The organism is Cyanobium sp. N5-Cardenillas, assembly GCF_024345515.1.
In the GTDB taxonomy this organism is placed as follows: Bacteria; Cyanobacteriota; Cyanobacteriia; order PCC-6307; family Cyanobiaceae; genus Cyanobium.
Genome location: NZ_JAGQBG010000023.1, coordinates 1 through 21,670 on the forward strand (window position 1 = coordinate 1; position 21,670 = coordinate 21,670).

Here is a 21,670-nt window from a genome sequence, read left to right on the forward strand (position 1 = left end):
CGGTCTTCGGCCGCGGCCGTCAGCAGCTGCTGCGTGTCTTTCCCGCCTGAGGGGGCCTGCCGCCAGGGTGGACACGGGCGAGTTGACGAAGGACCAGCCGCTGTGGGTAACTAGCAAGGCGCCGGTTTCGGACCGACGCCTGTCCCATCCCATGGGTTGATTGGGCCGTCGCCAAGCGGTAAGGCATCGGGTTTTGGTCCCGACATTCCTAGGTTCGAATCCTAGCGGCCCAGTTTTTTCTCCCTTTTCCGCCGGTGCCTGAACGCCCTCTGCTGGTGTTCGATTTCGATGGCGTGCTGGTGGACGGCATGGCCGAGTACTGGTGGTCGGCCCGCCGGGCGGTCCTGGCCCTGGTCGCCGGGGGTTCCGGTACGCGTGCCGCCAGCGCCGCCCCCGCCGGCTGGCACCTGCCGGAGCTGGCGCCTGCGGGGTTCGCCCTGTTGCGACCCCTGATCCACAAGGGCTGGGAAATGGTGCTGATGGCCGCCGAGCTGGGGCGGCCCGACATCGATCTCGATGCGGCGGTGGCCGACTACGACACCTTCCTGGCCCGGGCCCTGGAGCGCTGGGGCTGGAGCACCGAGCAGCTGCAGCGGGCGCTTGAGGACCTGCGCCAGGAGGCGATCGCCACCGATCTGGATGCCTGGCTGGCCCTGCATCGCTTCTATCCCGGCGTCGAAGCGCGCCTGCGCCGGCTGGCGGCGGAGGGGGCCGACTGGGCCGTGCTCACCACCAAGGGCGGGGCCTTCGCCGCCCGCCTCCTGGCCGCCGCTGGCCTCACGCCCCTGGCGCTCTACGGCCACGAACAGGGCAGCAAGCCCTCAGTGCTGGGGCGGTTGGTGGCGGAGCGGGATCCAGGCGAGCGCCCCCTGTGGTTCGTGGAGGACCGCCGTCCCACCCTGGAGCTGGTGCGGCGGACGCCGGGGCTGGAGGCGGTGCGCTGCTACCTGGTGGCGTGGGGGTACCTGGGCCCGGGGGACGGGGAGGGGCTGGCCCCCCTGGGGATCCGCTGGCTGGAAGCCGCCGCATTCGAAGCCCCCCTGGCGCAATGGCCATGAGCCGCTAGAGTACGCCCGTACTACAGATTGATACGCCGGAGTCTCCGGGTGGCACTGGTTGTCCAGAGGCCGCAGGATGGCGCCCGGTTCCGGCCCCCCATCTCCGCCTCCACCCACCGCTTCGACGGCTCCAGCCGGCTGCGGCCCGTTCCATCACCCATCCCCACCATGCCTGTCGATCCCAGGGCCTCCTCCGCCTCCGCTGCCTCCTCCGGCTCTCCCTCCACGTCCACCTCCTACGTCTCCGCCGCCGCCCCCAGCGGCGATCCCAAGGCCGCCGCGGAGCGCGACAAGGCCCTGGGCCTGGTGCTGACCCAGATCGAGCGCAACTTCGGCAAGGGGTCGATCATGCGGCTGGGGGATGCCTCCCGCATGCGGGTGGAAACGGTCCCCACCGGGGCCCTCACCCTCGATCTGGCCCTGGGGGGCGGCTATCCCAAGGGTCGGGTGGTGGAGGTCTACGGGCCGGAGAGCTCCGGTAAGACCACCCTCACCCTCCATGCCATCGCCGAGGTTCAGAAGCGCGGCGGTGTGGCGGCCTTCGTCGACGCCGAGCACGCCCTCGATCCGGTCTATGCCGCCGCCCTGGGGGTCGACATCGAGAACCTGCTGGTCTCCCAGCCGGACACCGGCGAGATGGCCCTGGAGATCGTCGACCAGCTGGTGCGCTCGGCCGCCGTCGACATCGTTGTCGTCGACTCGGTGGCGGCCCTCACCCCCCGGGCGGAGATCGAGGGGGAGATGGGTGATCTGGCGGTGGGCAGCCAGGCCCGCCTGATGAGCCAGGCCATGCGCAAGATCACCGGCAACATCGGCAAATCCGGCTGCACGGTGATCTTCCTCAACCAGCTGCGCCAGAAGATCGGCGTCACCTACGGCAACCCGGAAACCACCACCGGTGGCAACGCCCTCAAGTTCTATGCCTCGGTGCGGCTCGACATCCGTCGCATTCAGACCCTCAAGCGCGGCACCGAGGAGTACGGCATCCGGGCCAAGGTGAAGGTGGCCAAGAACAAGGTGGCGCCCCCCTTCCGGATCGCCGAGTTCGACATCCTCTTCGGCCGCGGCATCAGCACCCTGGGCTGTCTGCTGGATCTGGCGGAAGAAACGGGTGTGGTCACCCGCAAGGGCGCCTGGTACAGCTACGAGGGCGACAACATCGGCCAGGGCCGCGACAACACGATCACCTGGCTGGAGCAGAACCCCGGGCCTAAGGAGGTGATCGAGCAGCTCACCCGCAAGAAGCTCACCGAGGGTTCCGAGGTCACCGCCAACTCGATGAAGCCCCTGGCCGCGGCGGCCAAGCTGGCGGCGGCCAAGCCCCAGGCTGGAGAGGGCGCCGCTGAACTGGAGGAGCTGCCCGCCGCCGGCTGAGCATCGGGCTCCAGGGGTGGGCCGGCAGGGAGGCCTAGGCGGCTCGCCTTGGGGCCGTGGCCGGTTCGCCGGTGGGCTGCAGCACCAGCACCACCCGCTGGAGTTCCTGGATGGCGTCGGCGCCCTCCAGCTTCACCAGCTCCTGGCCGTTGCGGGATTCCACCCAGCTGATGCCGAAGTCGGACACCAGGAGCCGCACCATGTGGTTGTCGCCCAGGTCGGCCACGAAGGAGGCGCCATGGCCGTCGCGGCCATCGCCGCAGGTGTAGCAGGTGGCCACGTGGCCCTGTTTCTTCAGAGACACGGCCAGGGCCTGCAGGCTCAGGATCAGATCCTCAACGGCCGAGCGGTATTGCTCGGCCAGCCGGAGAAACATGGGAGGTGTCCATCACAATCCGCAGATCATAAGGATTTCTTCCAATTTGCGCTAGGCGCAAATGCTCATATGTGGAGACCGGCACCCGGCCCCGTCAGGCCAGCAGTGCCTCAGCCGTCCGACAGGGTCCACCAGCCGGCGGCGGGGCCGATGAAGCGCACCGTCACCCAGAGCAGGGCCAGGCCGCCGATGCCGATCCAGGCGCCCTTGGTGGTGATCGCCACGAAGCGGGAGGCCTGGTTGCGGGTCAGGGGCAGCCAGGCGACGATGCGGGGCGAGGTGTCCACGTCCTTGGCCTTGCTGGCACGCGGCTTGTCCCGGGGCGGCAGTCCCTGTTCGGCCCGGCGTTTGGCTTCCCCCATCAGGGTTCAGACGGCAACTGGGGGCAGGCTAGGGGTCGGGCCGCAGCCGGGCCAGCTCCACCCAGGGTTCGAGGGCGGTGAACACCAGCCGTCCCCAGCTGCGGCCCCGCAGGCGGCCATCCAGCACCGCCAGCCGCCCGCCGCTGCGCCGCAGCCCGGCCACACCCCGCTGCAGCCGGTTGAGGGCCTCCGGTAGCAGCAGTTCCCGGAACCAGTCGCGGCCCTGCTGCCGCAGCACCCCGACCCGGGCCGCCGTGAGCGGATCCTCCAGGCTGGCGATCGGCAGCAGCCCCACCACCACCTGGCAGGGCAGGGGCAGCCGCGGCTGGTGCTCCAGCCACCAGCTCCAGCTGCAGCACACCACACCGTTGCTCTCCGGTGACCTGTTCTGGTGGCACACCCGGCTGCCGAACTCGGCGGCCAGGCCGCTGGCCAGGCCCAGGCACAGGGCCGAATCGTCGATCAGCACCACGGTCAGGCCGCTCTGGCCCAGCACCAGACGCCGACCCTGCTCCAGCAGGTGCTGGGCGTACTGGGGGCTGTTGGGCAGCGGCTGGCGCAGGGGGGCGAACAGGGGCAGGGGGTCGGAAAGGGGGGGATCGGCCAGATCCACCACCACGGCCGGCTCCAGCCCCAGGGCGGCCGCGGCGGCGGGCTGGCCTTCCGCCGCCCGGCCGGTGGCCAGCTCACCGATCAGCACCGCCCCCCGTCCCACCAGCAGGCCGGCCAGTTCGGCCAGGGGTTCGAGCGGTTGACGCAGCAGGTTCCACTGCAGCATCGACGGCTCCACCCGGGCCCAGCTGCTCCAGCCGGCGCCGGCGCTCAGCCAGCGGGGCCACGGGTCCGGCAGGGGTTCGAGCAGGCGCAGCAGGTGGCGCAGGGGGGCTTCGTCGTCATCGGCCAGGGCCACCAGCCGGTGGGGCGAGCGGGGATGGGCCAGCACCCGGCGGCTGAGCCGTTCGTGCAGGCTGAGCAGACAGGCTTCGGCGCTGGGTTGGGCGCGGCGCAGCTGATCCCAGTGCCGGGGCTCCAGTTCCACCTCCAGGGCCTGGCGCAGGGCCACCTCGAGCAACTCGGCCTCGGGGATCACCAGTTGCCGTTCCCCCAGCTCGCCGTGGCGCCAGGCCGCCACCAGCTCCCGGTGGTCGAGCAGCCAGATCCGGGTGCCGGCCGGTGCCCCGGGCCCTTCCCAGCAGGCCAGCTCCAACCCGGCGCTGCGCAGGCGCGGCCATTCCACCAGCAGCAGCCGCTGGCGCAGGGCCGGCGTCACCACCAGGGCCAGGGGCGTCTCGCTCAGGGCCAGGGGCACCAGCAGGCTGATCCACCAGCTGGGGGCGGTGCCGGGGGCCAGGCGCACCAGGGTGTGGTCGGCCCGGCGCAGGCTGCGGGCCACGAGCCGGCTCAAGGTGAGGTGGTGGGGCCAGCGTTCCACCCCCTCTCGCTGCAGGAGAGCCTTGAGGTGCTGGTGGGCGCGGGCTTCCAACATGGCTGGATCGTAGGAAGCTGGGCCCAGCCGATCCGCAGCGACGATGACACCCCTCTGGCAGCGCGAACCGGTGGGCGTGGTGGGCCTGGGGCTGATCGGGGGCTCCCTGGGGCTGGATCTGGTGGCGGCCGGGGCCCGGGTGCGGGCCCTGGTGCACCGCCCGACCACCGCCGCCCGGGCCAGGGAGCGCGGGCTGGCCACCGAGGTGAGCACCGATCCGGCCGTGCTGGACGGCTGCGGCCTGGTGGTGCTGGCCCTGCCCCTCGACCGCCTGCTGGATCCGGATCCCGCCCTGGTGGCGGCGCTGCCGGATGGGGCGGTGATCACCGATGTGGGCTCGGTGAAGGGGCCGGTGCTGCGCCGCTGGCGGGAGCTGCTGGCGGGGGCCGGCGGCGGCCCGGGGGGGTGTCGCTTCGTGGCCTCCCATCCGATGGCGGGCACCGCGCGGGCCGGGGTGGAGGCGGGGGAGCCCGGCCTGTTCCGCGGCAGGCCCTGGGTGGCGACTCCGGAGGCCGGCACCGATCCGGCGGCGCTGCAGGCGGTGCGGGAGCTGGCGGAGGCGATCGGGGCCCGCTGGCTCTGCTGTGGCGCCGAGGCCCACGACCGCGCCGTGGCCCTCATCTCCCATCTGCCGGTGCTGGTGGGGGCGGCCCTGCTGCAGGCGGTCGAGGCCGGGGGCGGCGAGATCGGGGGCGGCGAGATCGATGCAGGGGCTGACCTGGTGCGGGCCCTGGCCTCCAGCGGTTTTGCCGACACCACCCGCGTCGGCGGCGGCAATCCGGAGCTGGGGATGTTGATGGCGCGCACCAACCGGCCGGCCTTGCTGGAGGCCCTGGATCACTACCGCCAGTCCCTGGCAGGCCTCGAAGCGATGGTGGCCGGGGAGGAATGGTCGGCCCTGCGGCAGTCGCTGGAGCGCAGCCAGGCGCTGCGGCCGGACTTTCTCTGAACCTGGGGTGCCGATAGTCTCCAGGACACTCCATGGCATCCGGGCCGGGCGATGAAGACCAGGCCAACGAGACAATCCCAGCGACTCCGCAGCGCCGCCGGCAGCAGCGGCATCCGTAGCAGGCGGATCAGGCCCGGATCCTCACCGGGGGCCGTGGTGTTCGTGGGCGAGCAACGGCTCGCGCAGGTGCAGATCGATGTCATCCACTACGACGCTGACGGCTGGTCGGAAGATCTGGATGTGTCGGTGCGCAGCTGCGCCGATGTGGTGCGCCAGGACAGCATCACCTGGATGAACGTCAGCGGGGTGCATGACGTCGACCTGGTGGAGCGCCTCGGCGAGTGCTTCGGCATCCATCCGATGACGCTGGAGGACATCGCCAACACCACCCAGCGCCCCAAGGTGGAGGAGTTTCCAGGCTACGTCTTCATGGTGCTGAAGATGATCGCCTTCAACGAAGAGAGCCAGAACATTGACATCGAACATGTGAGTGTGATCCTCGGCGATCACTTCGTGATCTCCTTCCTCGAGGATGATGGCGATGTCTTTGATGGGGTACGTGATCGCATCCGGGCCTCCAGTGGCCGTATCCGCTGGATGAAGGCCGATTACCTCGCCTACTCCTTGCTCGATGCCGTCGTCGACCATTACTTCCTGGCCGTCGAGCGGATGGGCGACATCATCGAGGAGGTGGATGACCGGCTGCTGGAAGATCCCCACCCCGGCGACATCAAGGAGATCCACAGCCTCAAGCGGTCGATCCTGAGCCTGCGCAAGGCCGTCTGGCCGATCCGCGAGGAGGTAGCCATGATCGTCAAGAGCGAATCCTCCCTGCTGACAGCCGAGAGCCGGGTGTTCTGGCGCGATCTCTACGACCACTGCATCCAGATCATTGACCTGGTGGAAACCCACCGCGACATTCTCGGCGGCATGCACGACACCTACCTTTCGACCCTCAGCCATCGCATGAACGAGGTGATGAAGGTGCTGACGATCATTTCGACGATCTTCATTCCGCTCACCTTCATTGCCGGCGTCTATGGCATGAACTTCAAGGAGATGCCCGAGCTGGAGTGGCGTGGTGGGTACTACTCGGTGTGGGCGGTGATGATCGTGATCGGTATCAGCCTTTACCTCTTTTTCCGTCGCAAGCATTGGCTCTGAGAATGGCTCTGAGGCTCCCGGCCAGCGCTCGCCAAGGTGATGTAGCAACCGCCACTGTCTTTAGTTTCTCTTCCTCTGCACTAAGGATCATTGCCTCTGCCCGGCGTCCGTGGGCAATGGCGATGGCCGTTTCTAGCGTTGCTGAGTCATCAGTGAACGACCGTGAGTTTTCTGAGCGAAGCGATGCAACTCCTGAAGGAGGCCGGTACTGCGGCTGGCCTGTCGGAAGGGGCCATCAAGTGCCATGCCGGTTGCTATCGGGAGAACCTGTCCCGCTGCAGCGACGCCATGCTCCAGTACGAGCGGGTCTGGCTGCAGCAGCAGTTGCGGGCGCTGCGCGATTGCCAGGGCCATCCGGTGTTGATGGCCCGCGTCGGGGGAGAGGAGCGTCTCCATGGGCTGGTGTCCCAGAGCGTGCTGTTTCAGCTGTTGCTGCAGAACGAATTCGCCAGGCGGGGCCTGACGCCGGTCGACCACCATGGACCGGTCGTGGCGGCCGAGGAGGCCTGGGAGATCACCAGCGTGCAGGTGAAGCGTGAGTGGGGCATCCTGCCGGCCTGATCGCCCTGCTGCACCTGGGGCGGATCCACGACGAAACGCCGGCCCTGCGGGCCTTCCTCGCCGATCGCGGCATCGCCACGGAGCTGGTGCCCCTGCCATCACTCACTGACGGCGACACCACCGAATGGGGGCGCTTCGATCGGGTCAGCGTGCGTGACTGCCGCGACAGCCATCGCCACCCCGACTTCCTGCCCCGCATCGGCGCCCTGGCGGAACGGCTCGAGGGCCTCGGGGTGCCGCTGGCCAATCCGCTGCCGGTGGTTCTGGCGGGCCACTGCAAAAGTGATTACCTTCCCCAGCTGGAGCGGGAGGGGGTGGCCCTGATCCCCAGCCGCTGGCTTCCAGCCGGCTGGCGCGGTTCGCTGGCGGGGATTCTGGAGGCGTGCGGCTGGAGCGAGGCGGTGCTCAAGCCGGCGATCGGCGCCAGGAGCTGGCACACCTACCGGGTGCGCCGTGACGGCCCGCGCCTGGCGATCACCGCGGCCGATGGCACGGTGGCTGTGGAGGCCGCGGATGCCGATGGCTGGCTGGAGCGGCTGGCGCAGGACGGGGCGCTGTGCCTGCAGCGCTTTCTGCCGGCGATCTGCCGGGCGGGGGAGTTCAGCGCGGTGTTCCTCGGCGGACGGTTCTCCCACGCCGTGGCCAAGAGCGTGGCGGCGGGGGGCTGGATCGCCCACGAAGGGTTCGGGGGGCGCAACCGGCTGTGGCAGGCGAGTGCGGCGGAACGGGACTGGGCCGCAGCGGTGGAGGAGCGCCTGCGGCGGCGCTTCGGGGTGCTGCCCTATGCCCGCATCGACGGGATCCGCGACGGGGACGGCGAGCTGCTGCTGCTGGAGTGTGAACTCGTGATCCCCCGGCTGTTCCTCAGCGAGGGGGAGGCCTTCGGCCGTTATGCCGACGTTCTGGTGGGACCCACCAGCACCCGCATGGCCTGGTAACCGTCGAGGGTGGGCGGCTCGCTTTCGGGGAGCGCCTCCGTGGGCAGGGCCACGGCCACGGTGGCGACCCAGGGGCGCGTGCCGGGATCGGCGGGGAACACCAGCACCACGGTGCCGCCGGAGGGGGCGGTGGCGGGATCCTCCGCCACGATTTCCTGGGCCACCCGGGTGCGGCGGCACTGCAGGGCACGGGCCTCCAGCAGGGCCACGAACTCGCCGGTGCTCCAGCGGGCCTCGCCCCCCTGGCAGGGGAAGCGCTCGCTGAGGGCGGCGATGCCGAGCTCCTTGATGGCGCTGGTCCGCAGGCCATCCCAGACCAGCAGCAGGTTGGCGTCATGGCCGAGGGCGTTCTGCTCCACCCGCGCGCGGTCGAGCACGAGCCGCCGCTCCAGGCCCTGTTTCTCCGCCGGCATCGACAGGCACACCTTGAGGGCCTGGGCCACCTCGCAGCTGCGTCCCTCGCAGAAGCCCCGGTGGGCGGTGAGGATGTCGTTGGCGGCCGCCACGATCTCCAGGGCCGGCAGGCTCTGGCTCAGATCCTGCATCATCGCGTTGAACAGCACACCCCCATCACCGAAGGGGCCGCGGTCGGGATCGGTGGCTGCGAGCATCTGATCGATGGCGGAGCTCACCAGCTCCCGCCTCCAGGTCAGATACGTCATGGGAATTCACTCCTGGGGCAGATTTTTTGTCAGTGTGTCTCCAGGGGCGAAAACCAGCCACGACCCGTTACATACCCGAATTTTTGTATCGAGATTTACAAGATCTGGTGTTGAAATCGTGATCATCGCCCCTCTGGCGGGAGGAGGCCAGCGGTGCCGTGGCGCCGCAGCCGCAGCATCGGCGTCTCGCCCTCGAAGCCTTCGTCGTAGCTGGTGGGCTCCAGTTGCCCCTGCCATCCCGGCGGCAGGCAGGCCAGCAGGGGCTGCACCCAGGGATGCACCCGGGGGTGGCGTTCGATCGTGTGGGCGGGATAGATGCGCACCTCCTGCCGGCTCACCCGCAGCAGTTCGGCCAGGGCGCGCCGGTGCCAGTCGAGGTCGAAGTCGGGCTGTTCGCTGAGGCCACCGTCGGCGATCGGGGCGTAACAGAACAGCAGATGGCCGCAGAGCACAAGATCGAAGCTGGCCGCCTCGAAGGGAAGGGAGGGCAGCGCCGCAGCGCGGTAGGCCTGCGGATGGTCCCGCCGGTCGGCCAGAAAGGCTTCGAGGGCCTCCATCTTTCCCTGGCGAAACCGGGCCTGGTCGAAGTCCGGCCGCATCGTCGGGCTCAGGGCCAGGCGCTCCATGGTGAAGGCGACGTCGTCGCGGCAGCGGCGCTCCAGCTCCGGCAACGACAGGGTGTACAGGGGATCGGCCGCCACGCTCTCCACCCCGGCGGCGCGGGCCAGGGCGGTGAAGGAACCGGGTCCGCCGGGGCAATCGAGCACCCTGCGGCCGCGCCAGTCCGCCAGATCGAGGTTGAAGAACGCCAGGGCGTCAGCCCCGGTGCGACCGAAGAACACCACCCTTGGCAGATCCATAGGTGCTTCTCAGGGCCCTGGGACGCGCCGCAGGCTGAGGGCGATGGCACCGTCGGCCCGGCGCAGTTCCAGAGACTCCCCTTCGAGCCGCAGGCTGGCGGCCGTTGGCAGGGCGGCCAGGAACTGCTGCTCCTGCTCCATCACCCCGGCGCCGGCGCAGCGCCTTCTGGTCGTCACAGGGGTGCCGATGCGCAGGCGGCTGCCCTCCAGCCGCACCGGCGCCGTGAAGCGGTTGCACCCCGCCGAACCGGCCAGCTGGCCCCCCTGGATGAACCGCAGCGAGAGGCTGGTGCCCAGGATCGGGCTCACGAGCGCCTGGCGGCCGTTGTTGAAGCCCGCCACCCGCCAGGTGCTGCCCACCAGCCGCTGCGACTGGGCCACCAGCACCAGCAGTGGCCGGCCGTCGGCCGAGAGCAGCCGCAGGCGCTCGCCGTCGAGGCGGAAACCCCGGCTGTTGCGCAGGGCGCTCTGGAAGGCCTCCGCCTGGTTCATCACCGCCGGTGGGCAGGCCATCTTGGTGCTCAGGCCCCGGGGCGACACCTGTAGGGCCGATCCCTGCACGGTCACGGGGGCGCCGAAGCGGTTGCAGCCGTCGCTGCCCGCCACCCGGCCAGCCTCGAAGCGCAGGGTGATGCTGGTGCCGTTCTGGGGCTGGCGCTGCCCCAGGCGCTCCAGCACCCAGGCGGTGCCCTCGAGCGGGGAGGGTGTCGCCGCCAGCGCAGAAACGGCGTGCGCCGCCGGCAGCAGGGCCAGCAGGGCGACCAGCGGCCGCAGATGTCGGCGATTCATCGCGATCACGGGCAACTCAGGACCCCAGGCGGGCGGCGATCCAGGCGCCCATGCCGCCGGCGGAGGGGTGGGGCACCGCGTCGCGATCGACCCACCAGAGCGAGAGCGCCAGCACGTTCAGTCCCAGAACCAGGGCGTAGATCCGCCAGCCTTCCGGCAGCTTCATGACGTCGGCGTGCGATGGCGGTGACGATAGATCCGCCGGCGCTGGCCCCGCCCCTCAGACCTCGGGCCGCCGCGTCAGTTGCCGGCCGGCGGCGTCACGGAGCGAGCGGGGCAGCCGCTGCGGATCGATGCGCCGCAGGGTGCGCAGATCGAAGCTGGTGTCCACCAGCCGGGGCGGGCTGCCGACCAGATCCAGCACGGTGAGGGTCTGGAAGGGGGTGTTGGTCTGGCCCAGCAGCCGGCGGGGGCCGCTGCCCATGGCGCCGAGCTGGAACAGATCCAGCTGGCCCAGGCGGGCCGGGAAGTAGGCGTGCTGGCGGCCGCTCACGTAGGCCTCCACCCCATGGCGCTCCAGCAGTTGCTGCACGGCCGCCGCCTGGGCCAGCACCTCACCGGGCCGGTCGCGGCCCTGGCTGACGGCCCGCAGCGGCAGGTGGCCCACCACCAGGCGCCGGCCGGCGGAGCGGGCGGCGGGGCCCGCCAGGACCCGCTCGGCCCAGCGCAGCTGCTCGGCAGGCACCTGGGCGGTGGAGGCGTCCCACACCAGCACGAACACGTCGTCCTGGCGGATGGCGTAGTGGAAGGGGAAGTTGCCGCTGTCAACGAATGTCAGCCCGAGGGCGTCCCGGCGCGCCCGCCAGAAGCGGGCCGCCTCGGCGCGGTCGTCGGCGAAGAGGAAGCGGCCACCTGCACTGGCGCCGGAGGCGTCGTGGTTGCCCATGGCCGGCGCAAAGGGCAGGCCGGCGCGACGCAGCGGGCCCAGAACGCTGCGATCGAAGCCCGCCCACATGGCGGCCAGCCGCTGGCGGCTCAGCCCCGCCTTCTGGCCCGCCACCATGTCGCCGGCGCAGATCACCAGATCCGGGCGCAGGGGCGGGATCAGGGCCACGCCCCGGTGCACCTCGGCGATGTAGGTGGTGGAGCCGTAGGCGGCGTTCAGATCGCTGATCAGCACCAGGCGGGTGTCGCCGCGGGGCGGGGCCTCCAGGCCGGCGGCGGCACTGACCCTGGCCGGCTTCCAGAGCTGCCAGAGGCCCGCCCCCAGGGCCAGGCCGGAGAGGGAGAGCAGCTGGCGACGGCCTAGGGATGGCGGCATGGCGAAAGCGCGGCGACCCGGTGCTCACAATGGCCGCTCAGGGCGCCTTCGCTGCGGAACGGCACCCCCACCGGTGCGCAGAGCACCCCGGGGAGACGCTTCACGCTGCAGGTCTGGCGGCCTGCGCCAGCAGGCCGTGGGCGGCCGGCACGTAGTACAGGGCCAGGGCCGTGGCCCCCACCAGGCCGCCGGCCACCGCGATCGCCAGCGGCGGCCAGAAGCCGGTGGGATCGAGCATCAGGGGCAGGAAGCCGACCACCGTGGTGATCGTGGTGGCGAGCACATGGCGGGTGGCGTGCAGCACCACCGCGGCGGTGGCGGCAGGGTCGCCGCTGCGGGCCAGCGGATCGGTGCGGATGGCGGTGAGCACCACGATCGCGTCGTTCACCGCCAGCCCGATCAGGCCGAGGGTGCCGAGGATGGCGGTGAAGCCGAAGGGCGATCCGCTGAGCCTCAGGGCCAGGGCCGCCAGCCCCACCGACAGCAGGGCCACCGAGGCGATCAGGGCGGCCATCCGGAAGGAGCGGAAGGACAGCACCAGGGTGGCGGTCATCAGGATCGCCAGCACGCCGACGGTGGAGAGCAGGTTGGCGACCGCCTCACCGCGGGCATCGGCCTCGCCGCCGTAGGCCAGGTTCACCCCGGCCGGCCGCTGCCAGCCCTCCCGCTCGAGCTGGCGGCGGAAGTCCCGCAGCACGGAATCGGGCAGCGCCCCCGCCGTCAGGAAGGCCTGCACCGTGTTGACCCGCTGCCCGTCGCGCCGTTCGATCGCGGCCAGCTCCGGCTCCAGCCGCAGCCCGGCCAGGGCCCCGAGGGGAATCGGTGCCCCGCCGCCGGGCGCCACCAGATCCAGCGACGCCACCTGCTGGAGATCGCGGCGCTGGGCCTCGGCCACCTGCACCCGCACCGGCACGGTGGTGACCCCCTCCAGGATCGACCCCCCCACGGTTCCCTCGAGGCCGCCCTGGAGCTGGCGGGCGATGGCGCGGTTGTCGAGGCCGCTGCGGCGGGCCTGCTCCTCGTCCACCGCCAGGGCCAGGCGGGGCACGGCCTCGCCCAGGCTGGCGGCGGTGTGGGTCACAGGCTCCAGCTGGGCCAGATGGCGGCGCAGCTCGTCGCCGGTGCGGCGCAGCTGCTCCAGATCGGGCCCCTCCAGCCGCAGCTCGATCGGCGCCTCGAACGGGGGGCCCTGCTCCAGCTGCTTCACCAGGATCTGGGCCTCGGGGAACTCCCGATCCAGCGCCTGCTGGAGGGAGCGGATCGTGCTCCGCACCCCCTCCGCCCCCCGCAGCTGCACCAGGCCCTGGGCGTAGTGGGGGGCGTTCTCCTCGGAGGCGATCACGTTGTAGAAGAACGGCGGGGCGCTCTCGCCGAGAAACCAGTGCACGTCGTCGACGTGGGGGTCCCGGCGGATCCGCTGCCGCACGGCCATCGCCAGGTCCTCGGTGCGCTCCAGGGCGCTCTGCTGGGGCAGCCGCAGCTCGATCTGGAACTGGTCGCGGTTGGTGGGCGGGAAGAACTGCTGCTCGAGGCTGCCGAAGGCCACAAACCCCAGCAGCGGCAGCAGCAGTGACAGGGCCACCCCCCGCCCGGGATGGCGCAGGGTCTGGAGCAGGGAGCGGCGGTAAGGGGGGGCCAGGGCGGCCGGCGCGATGCCCTGCTCCCACCAGCGCACGCCCGGCCCCAGGGGCTGCCACGGCTGCAGCCGGGCGGTGAGGGCAGGAATCACGGTGAGGGAGAGGAACAGGGAGCTGGCCAGGGCCAGGATCACGGTGAGGCCGATGGTGCCGATGAATTCCCCGGTGGCCCCCGGCGAGGTGGCGATGGGCACGAAGGCCAGCACGGTGGTGAGGCTGGAAGCCAGCAGCGGCACCAGCAGGTACCGCACCGAATGGCGCACCGCCGCGGAGGGGCTGTCGCCGGAGCGCAGTCGCTGCTGCACCTCGTCGACCACGACGATGGCGTTGTCGATCAGCAGCCCCAGGGCGATCACCAGGCCGGTGGCCGACATCTGGTGCAGGGGCACCTCCAGCACCCGCATCCAGCCGAACACCATCAGGGCCGACAGGGGCAGGGCCACCCCCACCACCAGGGCGGCCCTGCCGCCGAGCATCAGCACCGACACGGCCACCACCAGCAGCGAGCCGCTGACCAGGTTGCCGATCACCCCATCGAGACGCTCCTGGACGTAGCGGCTCTGGTCGAGCACGGTGTGCAGCCCCAGACCCTGGGGCAGGGTGGCGCGCACCGCCTCGAGCTGGATGCGGGCCTGGCGGGCCCAGAGGTCGACCCGGGCGCTGGAGGCCACCGTGGCCGACACCACCACCGCCGGACGGCCCCCGACCAGGGCCAGGCGCGAGGCGGGTTGGCGCACCCCGCGGCTGACGGCGGCCACCTGCCCCAGGCGGGCGCCGGCCCCATCGGCGCCCGTCTGCAGGGGGATGGCGCGGATGCTCTCGAGGGAGTCGAGGGCGCCAGCCACCTCCAGCAGCAGCGCGCTGCGGGCCCCCCGGACCTGGCCGGCGGCCTCCTTGGCGTCGCTGGCGGCGATCCGTTCGGAGAGCTCGCTCGGGGTGAGGCCGAGCCGGGCCAGCTCCCGGGCGCCGATCTCCACCCGGATCTCCTCCTCGGGTTCGCCGCTGAGCTCCACCCGGTCGGTGCCGGGGAGGGCGCGCAGGCGGCTGGCCAGGTCGTCGGCCAGCCGGGTCAGCAGGCCCAGGTTGGCGGGGGTGTCGAACTCCCAGGTGAGGCCGACGATCAGGGCGCTGGCGCCGATGTTGCCGTCGCGGAACTCCGGGTCCGTGGCCTCCGGCGGCAGGTCGGGGGTGGCGTCGTCGATCTTGCTGCGCACCTTGCCCCACACCGGCGCCACCTGGCGGATCGACTCCTTGAGGCTCACGGCGATCACCGAGGTGCCGGTGGAGGAGGTGGAGTCGAGGTGGTCCACCTCCTCCAGCTCCAGCAGGGCCTCCTCCAGTGGTTCGGTGACGAGGGACTCCACCCGCTCCGGGGTGGCCCCCGGCAGGGCGGTGACCACCAGGGCGTTGCGCTGGGTGATCAGGGGGTCCTCCAGCCGCGGCAGGGTGAGCAGGGCCGACAGCCCCCAGACCACCACCAGCAGCAGGGTGAGCAGCTGCAACTGGCGGTTGCGGTGAAAGAGGTCGAACATCAGGGCGCCTCCGTCACCCGGACCCCGGGCACGACCCGGTGGGTGCCGGTGGCGATCACCTGGTCGCCGGGGCGCAGGGTGCCGCGGACGAGGGAGCGGTCGCCCTCGCTATGCAGCGGCTCCACCAGGCGCCGGACCACCCGCCGCCCCCGTTCCGGCGCGGCGTCGGCCGGCTCCAGCACATAGACCGACCAGAGGCCCCGTTCGGCGGCCACCAGGGCGGTGGTGGGCAGCCAGAAGCCGGCGCCCGTCTCGCTGCGCCGCAGGCTGAGGCGCGCCGTGGCTCCCACCGGCAGATCCTCGGCCGGCAGCCTGAGCACCACCGTGGCGGTGCGGCTGCCGGCATCGAGTTCCGGCAGCAGGGCGCTGACGGTGGCCTGCAGGCGCCGATCCCCCACCCGCACCGGGTGGCGCTGCCCCGGCCGCAGGCCCTCGGCGGCGTCGGGGGGCACCCCCACCCGCACCTCCAGGGGGGCGGACTCCACCAGGCTGATCAGCGCCTGGCCGCCGCTCACCACGACGCCCTCATCGAGCCGCCGTCGGCTCACCGTGCCGTCGAAGGGGGCCACCAGCACGCTGCGGGCCAGGTCGACATCGATCTGGCGCAGGCGGGCCTCGGCATCGTCCACCTGGGCTTCGGCCTGGACGAGCCGACTGCGCAGGGCGGCGCTGCCGTGGATCTGCTGGTCGAGGTCCTCGCGGGAGATCGCTCCCTGGGCATGGAGCCGCCGGCGGCGGTCACGCTGCAGCTCCGCCAGGATCAACTGCTGACGCACCTCCTCCACGGCGGCCCGGGCCACGTCCCGCTGGGCCAGCAGCTGCTGGCGCTGGGCCCGGAGCCGGCGGCGGTCGAGCTGGGCCAGGGGCTGGCCGGCCACCACCCGGTCCCCCTCCTCCACCAGCACCCGCTCGAGGGTGCCGGGCAGCTCGAAGCCGAGGCTGCTGCTGCGGCCGGCCACCACCTCGCCGGTGTAGTCACGGCTGGTGAGGTAGCGGGTCACCGGCTGGGCCGTCACCACCGCCACCGGCAGGGGCCGCTGGAGCGGCGGGCGGGGCGGCCGGGTCACCGCCACGGCGGCGATGGCCAGGCCGGCGATGGCCGCGGCGATCGCCAGGGGCGGACCCCAGGGGACGGGCCGGCCCCACCGGGTCCGCCGTTGGGTGCTGAGCAGCGCTGGCGGCGTTGCTGGGGCGAAATCCATGGGGGAGCGGCTGCGGATCCCTGGTTGCTATGCAACAGATTGGGTATGCGCCAAAGTGTATGCACAACTTGTTGGGTAGGTCAACCGGGTCCAGCGGCAGCTGGGTCAGGATCAGCTCCCACGCCGACGTGACGTCCCCTCCCTGCCATGGCCCTGGCGCACACGATCCTCACGGTGCTCTGCGAGAAGGACGCCAGCGGCTACGACATCAGCAAGCAGTTCAAGGAGACGATGGCCTGCTACTGGACCGCCAGCCAGCAGCAGATCTACCGGGAGCTGGCCCGGATCGAGGCCAACGGCTGGGTCCGCTGCCAGGTCGTCCCCCAGCAGGGCAAGCCGGACCGCAAGGTGTACGCCATCACCGAGGCGGGCCGGCGGGAGCTCAGCCAGTGGGCCGCCGTGCCGTCGCTGCCCACCCCCATCCGCGAAGACCTGCTGGTGAAGGTGCTCGGAGGCCCTTACACCGAGCCCGCCCAGTTGCTGGCGGAGGTGCGCCGCCGCCGCGCCGTCCACGCCGGCCAGCTCGCCTCCTACGAAGAGAAGGAGACCCTGTTCCGCAGCCATCCGGCGCTGCCGCTGCAGGAGCAGTACCGCTACCTCACCCTGCGGCGCGGCATCCTGTTCGAGCAGGAGTGGATCCGCTGGTGCGATGAGGTGATCGCCTTTCTGGAGGGGCAGCCACCGCCAGCGGAGCCGTAGGGGTGTTCACGGCCCGGCCGGCTCGAGGACGCGATGGGAGGGAACCACATCGAGGGCCATCAGGCGGCGCTCCACGGCCGGTCCGTTCGCCTTCAGCCAAGCCGCCATGGCGGCCCCCGCCTTCGGGCCATAGCGGCGGTGGCTGACGATCACGGCGGTGCCGCGGCCGTCAGCGAGCCGCCAGCGGGCGAAGACGGCCTCGCTGAAGGCGCGGGTGGGGAAGAGGGCCACGACCAGGTGCTCGGCCGGGCGCTCGGCGGTGCGGGGAATGGAAGCCGTGCGCAGCACCGTGGCCCCGTGGCGCCGGTAGTTGCCCAGGGCCCGGTTGGCCATCTCGGCCAGCCCTTCGCCGTCGCTGATCCCGGGGTAGGTGTTGATGGTGACCATGTCCGTCCAGCGGCTGAGGTCGTCTTGGCCCGCCGGGGTGAACTCGTGCTGGTGCTGGGACGACCAGCGCAGCCGGTAGGTCTGGCCGGAAAAGTCCAGGGTCACCGGGGTGGCCGGGGGGCCGGCAGCCGCGGGGGTGGCCATCCCTCCGCTCAGCGCACCAACCACCAGAAGCGGGGCGGCCCAGCGACGCAGGCCATGGGGGCAGGGCATGGCGTTTCGCAACCAGGGCCAGGGTAGGAAGCGCTCCGGGGGCGGCAGGTGCCAGGGCGCGTAGCGTTGCCGCTTCCTGAGCGAGCCGGTGTGGATCGTCGCTGGTTCGCCCCACAGGGACGACGGGTCCTGGGTGCCCTCCTGGCGGGTTGCCTGGGCGGAGCGGGTCCCGTCCAGGCCCGGACCGCCGATGGCGCCCCACCGGCGGCCTCACCCGAGGCGGCTGGCATCCTGCGGATCGTTCGCCAGCGCATGGCCGACGACCACCTGAGGGCGGTGATCGTGCGCGTGACGATCGACGGCAGAGAGGTGGTCACCGCGGCGATGGGCGAGTCGATGACGGGCGTGCCGGCCACGCAGGACATGCACGTCCGCAACGGGGCGATCGCCATCTCCTACGTGGCGACGCTGCTGCTGCAGCTGGTCGATGCGAACAGGGTGAGCCTCGATGACAAGCTCGCGAGGTGGCTGCCGGAGATCCCGAATGCGGAGCGGGTCACCCTCGGCCAGCTCGCCCGGATGACCTCCGGCTACCGCGACTACGTGATCGGCAATGCCGCGTTCGAAAGGACTTTGCTCGAGAACCCGTTCCGGCAGTTCTCCGTGCAGGACCTGCTCGCCTTCGCGGACCTGAAGACGCTCTGGTATGAGCCCGGCACGAGCTGGAACTACGCGCACACGAACTATCTCCTGCTGGGCCTGGCGCTGGAGCGCATCACGGGCCAGACGATGCCCGTGCTGATGCAGGAGCGGATCTTCGGGCCCCTCAAGCTCCGCAACACGCGGGACCCCGGCGGCACACCCGCGATCGCGCCGCCGGTGCTGCACGCCTTCTCGTCGGAACGGCGCCAGAGCCTCGGCATCCCGGCGGGCACCCGCTTCTACGAGGAGTCGACCTACTGGAATCCGTCCTGGACGATCACCCGCGGTGCGGTGCAGTTCACCACCATCCACGACATGGCCACCTCCGCCGAGGCGATCGGAACGGGCCGGCTGCTGTCGCCGCAGAGCCACAGGCTGCAGATCGCTCCGACGCTGCGGGGCTTCGGCCGGCCGATCGAGGGCTGTGCCACCTGCGCCACCCTCAGCGATTTCTACACCTACGGGATCGGGATCGTCCTCTCGGGCCCCTGGCTGCTGCAGAACCCGCTGTTCTCCGGGCAGGCGGGGGTGATGGCCTATCTGCCCTCACGCAAGATCGCGGTGGCGGTGGCGGTCACCTTCGACGAAGAGGCCTTTGATGCCAGCGGTGGCTACTGCAATGCCGCCGATGACATCTTTCGCGCGATCGGCGCCCATCTGGCGCCGCAGGACGCCCCGCCCGTCATGGCCCCTGCCATAGGAAGGTGTTGAAGGATCGGCCGCCCAGCTGGCTGCGGTATTTCAGGGTGTTTTCGCTGGAGAGACTCACCACGGCGCCGAGTCGGTCGGCCAGCTTCAGGCACGGCTGGAACTGCGGGGCGCTGTAGCACTGCACATCGACCTGGTTGCAGCCCGCCGTGGGCAGAAGACTGGCCTGGAACGGCTGGATGCTGCAGAAGATCGGTTTGGGGTACAGCCGACGCAGCCGATAGAAGTCCTCCAGGGAGTAGTGGGCGAAGAAGTGGTCGTCCACCTGGATCGCGTCGCCATGGCGGGCTTCGTGCACCAGATCGGTGATCGCCAACGCCCGGTACTGGGGGGACTGCACCCACACCACCGGCAGCAGTCCCTGGCGGCGCGCCGCCTGGGCCGCCTCCCGCTGCATCGCCTCCGACACCTTGCGGACGTCAAGGAACACCACCTTGAAGTCGCTGCCGCGGATCTCGGCCATGACCCCGTTCAGTGACCCCCGGGAGGCGTAGTACCAGATCTGGGGCTGCGACAGCCAGGTGCCATTGGGGGCCGCCGCCGCCGCTGCCGTGCCAAGGGCCAGGGCGGCGGCCGTGGCGGCGGCCAGGGAGCGGAATGGGTTGGCCAGGAGCGAGCCCCTGCGGTGCGTTTAGTGTGCCCGGCGCTGGCCCTCGCCAGCTCGACCCGCCCGGGCGCCATGCCGTCATCCCTTCCTCGCCAGACCTGCGTGCTCGTGGTGGGGGCCGGTCCCACCGGCCTGCTGCTGGCGGGGGAGCTGCAGCGCCGCGGCGTTCCCAACCTGCTGATCGACGCCCGGGCCGAGGCCCTGCACTGGGACCGGGCCACGGTGATCCACCCCCTGTCGCTGGAGATCTTCGAGGCGCTGGGGCTGGTGGACCGGTTTCTCGAAGCCGGCTGCCGGCAGCGGCGGATCCTGATCCACGCCGATGGCCGGCGGCTGGGGGACCTGGATCTGGCCGCGTGCGGCAGCCGCTTCGGTTTCAACCTCGGCCTCTCCGAAGAGGTGACCGAAACGATCCTCACGCAGCATCTCGAGGGGCTGGGGGGCGCGGTGCACCGCGCCTGTCGGCTGGTGGGTCTGGAAACCCACGGCGACGGGGTGACCGCCACGGTGGTCTGCGGTGAGCATGAGCACGTCGTGCAGGCCCGCTGGCTGGTGGGCTGCGACGGCCTGCGCAGCACCACCCGCGCCCTGAGCGGCCTGGACTTCGAAGGCCATGGCATCGCCCGGCCCTGGGCCGTGTTCGATGCGGCGGTGGAGGGCTGGGCCGAGAGCCACGAGGTCAACGCGGCCTACCTCGATGCCTCCCCCCTGATCCTCACGGCCCTGCCCGACAAGCGCTGGCGGGTGTACCTGCGGCCCGCCGCCGAGGAGGGCGATCTGGTGGCCGAGGCCGCCGCCGTGCTGGGGCGTTATCTGCCGCAGGCCCGCTTCAGTGGTGTGGAGAACCCCAGCCGCTTCCACTGCCACAGCCGGGTGGCCAGCGCCTTCCGCGCCGGGCCGGTGTTCCTGGCCGGCGATGCCGCCCACGTGTGCTCCCCGGCCGAGGGGCACGGCATGAATTGCGGGCTGCACGATGCCGCCAACCTGGCCTGGAAGCTGGCCCTTGTGCACCAGGGGGTTGCAGATCCCGCTCTGTTGGAGAGCTACGAGCAGGAGCGGCGTCCGGTGGCGCAGGAGATCTGCCGCTCCGGCGACGCCACCGAGCAGGCCCACGGGCTGCAGGACAGCGCTGAGCGCGCCGCCCGCGACCGGGCGATCGCCGCCATGCTCGCCAACCCGGTGGCCCGCCAGCAGGAGGTGGTGGCGGAAACCGAGATGAACGTCAGCTACGCCGGCTCGGCGATCATCGGCGGTGGCGGCGGCCAGCGGCTGCCCACCACGATCGCGCTGCCGCCCGGGGCCGGCACGGATCGGCTGCACCAGCTCACCCACCGCTGCGGCCACACGCTGTTGCTGGTGGCCGCCCCCGAGGCGTCCCTGGACGCCCTCGTCGGGCTGCTGGCCGACCTGGAGGCCGACCGGGCCGCGGGCACGGTGCCGCCGGAGCTGGTGGAAGCGGTGGTGACCGTGCGGCTGGAGCAGGCGCCCAGCCTCGGCCTGGGGCCCCTCACACTGCTGGCGGTGCGGCCGGATGGCTTCATCGGCCTGAGGGCCGACACCGATCACCGCAGCGCGGTGCGGCGGTATGGGGGGCTGGTGGGTAGAGCGGCCGCAGGCGCTGACACGGCAAGCGATTAACCAGGAGATCAAGTCGTGGCTGGTGCTTGATGCTTTTACGGCACGTTCCGACCTCAACTCGCGCCGAGGCTGGCGAGAATCTTGCGTGCCAAGGGTTCCTTAATCTCGGTGTGTCTTGGGATGGCTTCCTTCACTCCAGTCGCGGGATTGATCCAGCCATGCGTAGCCGCCGTTCCAGATCGCGGCGTTTCATCCGATCTGCAGGGTCATGCGCACGGCATCCGGTGGCAGTCCACGACTGATGTCAGCCTCACGATCCTCGAGGAGAAGCTCAATGGCGGCCTGCAAACTTTGTCTTGCTTCCTCCATGGATTCTCCCTGTCCATTAGCGCCGGGAATCTCCAGGCAGATCGCCCAGAAGCCACCCTCCGGAGCAGGCTCGATCACGGCAGTCAGTTCTCCCTTCATCAAACTCGCCCCGGTTACATGTCAAGTCATTTTAGGTGTAACGAAGTTTGTTGGCAGCCAGGGGCTGACAAGGCGCCTGCTCGCTTGAGGCGGTTCTCGCGCACGTCACCACAGGGTTCTGCGCAGCCGTAGGGCACCACCCGCGAGCCGCGTTCGG

General features: G+C 71.1%; 22 protein-coding genes and 1 tRNA gene. 10 read left to right on the forward strand and 13 right to left on the reverse strand.

Annotated features, from left to right (window positions below):
• The first annotated feature begins 161 nt into the window (after positions 1-161).
• From KBZ04_RS03345 to recA, 3 genes are all read left to right on the forward strand, one after another.
• Positions 162-233, forward strand: a tRNA-Gln gene (locus tag KBZ04_RS03345).
• Between the two features lie 21 nt (positions 234-254).
• On the forward strand, positions 255-1,058 hold the full coding sequence (locus KBZ04_RS03350) for an HAD family hydrolase (protein WP_254990488.1): 804 nt from the start codon (positions 255-257) through the stop codon (positions 1,056-1,058).
• Positions 1,059-1,226: 168 nt separating this feature from the next.
• Positions 1,227-2,432, forward strand: a complete 1,206-nt coding sequence (gene recA / locus KBZ04_RS03355) for a recombinase RecA (RefSeq protein ID WP_254990489.1) — start codon at positions 1,227-1,229, stop codon at positions 2,430-2,432.
• 34 nt (positions 2,433-2,466) lie between these two features.
• Here the strand turns inward: recA and KBZ04_RS03360 are convergent, their stop codons facing one another.
• The 3 genes from KBZ04_RS03360 to KBZ04_RS03370 form a co-directional block, all read right to left on the reverse strand.
• A complete protein-coding gene (locus tag KBZ04_RS03360) occupies positions 2,467-2,808 on the reverse strand; it encodes a DUF1815 family protein (protein WP_254990490.1) in 342 nt (113 codons plus the stop codon).
• 110 nt (positions 2,809-2,918) lie between these two features.
• Complete coding sequence (locus KBZ04_RS03365) at positions 2,919-3,170, reverse strand: DUF2839 domain-containing protein (protein WP_254990491.1); 252 nt, start codon at positions 3,168-3,170, stop codon at positions 2,919-2,921.
• Between the two features lie 28 nt (positions 3,171-3,198).
• Positions 3,199-4,656: a helicase gene (locus KBZ04_RS03370; protein ID WP_254990492.1), complete on the reverse strand. Its 1,458-nt coding sequence runs from the start codon at positions 4,654-4,656 to the stop codon at positions 3,199-3,201.
• Positions 4,657-4,699: 43 nt separating this feature from the next.
• Between KBZ04_RS03370 and KBZ04_RS03375 the strand changes: the two genes are divergently transcribed.
• The 4 genes from KBZ04_RS03375 to KBZ04_RS03390 all read left to right on the forward strand — a co-directional run bounded on the left by KBZ04_RS03375 (position 4,700) and on the right by KBZ04_RS03390 (position 8,268).
• Positions 4,700-5,605, forward strand: coding sequence for a prephenate/arogenate dehydrogenase (locus tag KBZ04_RS03375; RefSeq protein WP_254990493.1), 906 nt, complete (start codon positions 4,700-4,702; stop codon positions 5,603-5,605).
• Between the two features lie 153 nt (positions 5,606-5,758).
• Positions 5,759-6,769, forward strand: a complete 1,011-nt coding sequence (gene corA / locus KBZ04_RS03380) for a magnesium/cobalt transporter CorA (RefSeq protein WP_254990494.1) — start codon at positions 5,759-5,761, stop codon at positions 6,767-6,769.
• Positions 6,770-6,931: 162 nt separating this feature from the next.
• Complete coding sequence (locus KBZ04_RS03385; protein ID WP_254990495.1) at positions 6,932-7,330, forward strand: hypothetical protein; 399 nt, start codon at positions 6,932-6,934, stop codon at positions 7,328-7,330.
• The gene (locus tag KBZ04_RS03390; protein ID WP_254990496.1) at positions 7,309-8,268 is read left to right on the forward strand and encodes a RimK family alpha-L-glutamate ligase; all 960 of its coding nucleotides are present in this window, start codon (positions 7,309-7,311) and stop codon (positions 8,266-8,268) included. The genes KBZ04_RS03385 and KBZ04_RS03390 overlap by 22 nt, the downstream gene beginning before the upstream one ends.
• Here KBZ04_RS03390 and KBZ04_RS03395 read toward each other — a convergent pair.
• The 7 genes from KBZ04_RS03395 to KBZ04_RS03425 form a co-directional block, all read right to left on the reverse strand.
• Positions 8,220-8,930 carry a hypothetical protein gene (locus KBZ04_RS03395; protein ID WP_254990497.1) on the reverse strand — a complete coding sequence of 237 codons (711 nt, stop codon included), beginning with the start codon at positions 8,928-8,930 and terminating at the stop codon, positions 8,220-8,222. The genes KBZ04_RS03390 and KBZ04_RS03395 overlap by 49 nt on opposite strands.
• A gap of 122 nt (positions 8,931-9,052) precedes the next feature.
• Positions 9,053-9,790 carry a class I SAM-dependent methyltransferase gene (locus KBZ04_RS03400; RefSeq protein ID WP_254990498.1) on the reverse strand — a complete coding sequence of 246 codons (738 nt, stop codon included), beginning with the start codon at positions 9,788-9,790 and terminating at the stop codon, positions 9,053-9,055.
• A 9-nt stretch (positions 9,791-9,799) separates the two neighbouring features.
• The gene (locus tag KBZ04_RS03405) at positions 9,800-10,579 is read right to left on the reverse strand and encodes an META domain-containing protein (protein WP_254990499.1); all 780 of its coding nucleotides are present in this window, start codon (positions 10,577-10,579) and stop codon (positions 9,800-9,802) included.
• A gap of 16 nt (positions 10,580-10,595) precedes the next feature.
• Positions 10,596-10,745 carry a hypothetical protein gene (locus KBZ04_RS03410; protein WP_254990500.1) on the reverse strand — a complete coding sequence of 50 codons (150 nt, stop codon included), beginning with the start codon at positions 10,743-10,745 and terminating at the stop codon, positions 10,596-10,598.
• Positions 10,746-10,799: 54 nt separating this feature from the next.
• Positions 10,800-11,840: a metallophosphoesterase family protein gene (locus tag KBZ04_RS03415; protein WP_254990501.1), complete on the reverse strand. Its 1,041-nt coding sequence runs from the start codon at positions 11,838-11,840 to the stop codon at positions 10,800-10,802.
• A 100-nt stretch (positions 11,841-11,940) separates the two neighbouring features.
• Positions 11,941-15,009 carry an efflux RND transporter permease subunit gene (locus KBZ04_RS03420; protein WP_254990503.1) on the reverse strand — a complete coding sequence of 1,023 codons (3,069 nt, stop codon included), beginning with the start codon at positions 15,007-15,009 and terminating at the stop codon, positions 11,941-11,943.
• Positions 15,009-16,211: an efflux RND transporter periplasmic adaptor subunit gene (locus tag KBZ04_RS03425; protein WP_254990504.1), complete on the reverse strand. Its 1,203-nt coding sequence runs from the start codon at positions 16,209-16,211 to the stop codon at positions 15,009-15,011. The genes KBZ04_RS03420 and KBZ04_RS03425 overlap by 1 nt, the downstream gene beginning before the upstream one ends.
• Before the next feature lie 147 nt (positions 16,212-16,358).
• Here KBZ04_RS03425 and KBZ04_RS03430 point away from each other — a divergent pair, with 147 nt between their 5' ends.
• Positions 16,359-16,910, forward strand: coding sequence for a PadR family transcriptional regulator (locus KBZ04_RS03430; RefSeq protein WP_254990505.1), 552 nt, complete (start codon positions 16,359-16,361; stop codon positions 16,908-16,910).
• Between the two features lie 6 nt (positions 16,911-16,916).
• Here KBZ04_RS03430 and KBZ04_RS03435 read toward each other — a convergent pair whose 3' ends face one another.
• Positions 16,917-17,510, reverse strand: coding sequence for a hypothetical protein (locus KBZ04_RS03435; protein WP_254990506.1), 594 nt, complete (start codon positions 17,508-17,510; stop codon positions 16,917-16,919).
• 90 nt (positions 17,511-17,600) lie between these two features.
• On the opposite strand from KBZ04_RS03435, the gene KBZ04_RS03440 reads away from it, so the two are divergent.
• On the forward strand, positions 17,601-18,863 hold the full coding sequence (locus KBZ04_RS03440; protein ID WP_254990507.1) for a serine hydrolase domain-containing protein: 1,263 nt from the start codon (positions 17,601-17,603) through the stop codon (positions 18,861-18,863).
• Here the strand turns inward: KBZ04_RS03440 and KBZ04_RS03445 are convergent.
• Positions 18,835-19,323, reverse strand: a complete 489-nt coding sequence (locus tag KBZ04_RS03445; protein WP_254990508.1) for a hypothetical protein — start codon at positions 19,321-19,323, stop codon at positions 18,835-18,837. The genes KBZ04_RS03440 and KBZ04_RS03445 overlap by 29 nt on opposite strands.
• A 216-nt stretch (positions 19,324-19,539) precedes the next feature.
• Between KBZ04_RS03445 and KBZ04_RS03450 the strand changes: the two genes are divergently transcribed.
• Positions 19,540-21,105, forward strand: a complete 1,566-nt coding sequence (locus KBZ04_RS03450; RefSeq protein ID WP_254990509.1) for an FAD-dependent monooxygenase — start codon at positions 19,540-19,542, stop codon at positions 21,103-21,105.
• Between the two features lie 189 nt (positions 21,106-21,294).
• Here the strand turns inward: KBZ04_RS03450 and KBZ04_RS03455 are convergent, their stop codons facing one another.
• Complete coding sequence (locus tag KBZ04_RS03455) at positions 21,295-21,513, reverse strand: type II toxin-antitoxin system HicB family antitoxin (RefSeq protein ID WP_254990510.1); 219 nt, start codon at positions 21,511-21,513, stop codon at positions 21,295-21,297.
• Positions 21,514-21,670: the final 157 nt, after the last annotated feature.

What these genes read in the sequence shown, in the direction of transcription:
- recA (WP_254990489.1), top strand. Translation starts at nt 1,227, where the DNA reads ATGCCTGTCGATCCCAGGGCCTCCTCCGCCTCCGCTGCCTCCTCCGGC.
- KBZ04_RS03360 (WP_254990490.1), bottom strand. Translation starts at nt 2,808, where the DNA reads ATGTTTCTCCGGCTGGCCGAGCAATACCGCTCGGCCGTTGAGGATCTG.
- KBZ04_RS03365 (WP_254990491.1), bottom strand. Translation starts at nt 3,170, where the DNA reads ATGGGGGAAGCCAAACGCCGGGCCGAACAGGGACTGCCGCCCCGGGAC.
- KBZ04_RS03370 (WP_254990492.1), bottom strand. Translation starts at nt 4,656, where the DNA reads ATGTTGGAAGCCCGCGCCCACCAGCACCTCAAGGCTCTCCTGCAGCGA.
- KBZ04_RS03375 (WP_254990493.1), top strand. Translation starts at nt 4,700, where the DNA reads ATGACACCCCTCTGGCAGCGCGAACCGGTGGGCGTGGTGGGCCTGGGG.
- KBZ04_RS03395 (WP_254990497.1), bottom strand. Translation starts at nt 8,930, where the DNA reads ATGACGTATCTGACCTGGAGGCGGGAGCTGGTGAGCTCCGCCATCGAT.
- KBZ04_RS03400 (WP_254990498.1), bottom strand. Translation starts at nt 9,790, where the DNA reads ATGGATCTGCCAAGGGTGGTGTTCTTCGGTCGCACCGGGGCTGACGCC.
- KBZ04_RS03405 (WP_254990499.1), bottom strand. Translation starts at nt 10,579, where the DNA reads ATGAATCGCCGACATCTGCGGCCGCTGGTCGCCCTGCTGGCCCTGCTG.
- KBZ04_RS03410 (WP_254990500.1), bottom strand. Translation starts at nt 10,745, where the DNA reads ATGAAGCTGCCGGAAGGCTGGCGGATCTACGCCCTGGTTCTGGGACTG.
- KBZ04_RS03415 (WP_254990501.1), bottom strand. Translation starts at nt 11,840, where the DNA reads ATGCCGCCATCCCTAGGCCGTCGCCAGCTGCTCTCCCTCTCCGGCCTG.
- KBZ04_RS03420 (WP_254990503.1), bottom strand. Translation starts at nt 15,009, where the DNA reads ATGTTCGACCTCTTTCACCGCAACCGCCAGTTGCAGCTGCTCACCCTG.
- KBZ04_RS03425 (WP_254990504.1), bottom strand. Translation starts at nt 16,211, where the DNA reads ATGGATTTCGCCCCAGCAACGCCGCCAGCGCTGCTCAGCACCCAACGG.
- KBZ04_RS03430 (WP_254990505.1), top strand. Translation starts at nt 16,359, where the DNA reads ATGGCCCTGGCGCACACGATCCTCACGGTGCTCTGCGAGAAGGACGCC.
- KBZ04_RS03435 (WP_254990506.1), bottom strand. Translation starts at nt 17,510, where the DNA reads ATGCCCTGCCCCCATGGCCTGCGTCGCTGGGCCGCCCCGCTTCTGGTG.
- KBZ04_RS03445 (WP_254990508.1), bottom strand. Translation starts at nt 19,323, where the DNA reads ATGGCCGAGATCCGCGGCAGCGACTTCAAGGTGGTGTTCCTTGACGTC.
- KBZ04_RS03450 (WP_254990509.1), top strand. Translation starts at nt 19,540, where the DNA reads ATGCCGTCATCCCTTCCTCGCCAGACCTGCGTGCTCGTGGTGGGGGCC.
- KBZ04_RS03455 (WP_254990510.1), bottom strand. Translation starts at nt 21,513, where the DNA reads ATGAAGGGAGAACTGACTGCCGTGATCGAGCCTGCTCCGGAGGGTGGC.